The sequence below is a fragment of the Alcanivorax profundi genome (assembly GCF_003597125.1).
GTDB lineage: Bacteria > Pseudomonadota > Gammaproteobacteria > Pseudomonadales > Alcanivoracaceae > Alcanivorax > Alcanivorax profundi.
Window position 1 is genome coordinate 1 of record NZ_QYYA01000159.1, and the last position, 402, is coordinate 402.

General features: G+C 41.3%; 1 protein-coding gene. It reads right to left on the bottom strand.

All coding sequences use genetic code 11. From position 1 onward, the window contains the following. Positions 1 to 52 precede the first annotated feature (52 nt). On the bottom strand, positions 53 to 402 hold a 350-nt coding region (locus D4A39_RS17860; RefSeq protein ID WP_199699509.1), incomplete at its 5' end, for a hypothetical protein.

Genomic DNA, 402 nt, shown 5'->3' on the forward strand with positions numbered 1-402 from the left:
ATAGACGCTAACAACAGAATTTTACTCAGATTTTTATTCATCACGCTAAAAACTAAACATTTATCAATTTAATATGGTCAAAGAAAGCCAAAGCCTCTTCTGCAGTATTGGCATCACCGGCAGCTTCCTCCAAGGCTGCAGTATCACTCTCCAGGCAGATGATGTTTGCACAATCCAGTACATGACTCATGATTCGAATTGCCTCCTCTTTGGTCATATGCTGCGACTTATAGCTCTTCTTTACATATTTGTTCACACGCTCCACGGCCTTGAAGACAGCCGGCTTTCTAAATTCTGTTCCTGAAGAACTCAACCCCACCTCTATCTCATAGGTGTGGGTATAGTTACAGAGGAAAGTATTCCATTTCTTGGTAATCTCACCACCTAGAAAATGCTCTTCAT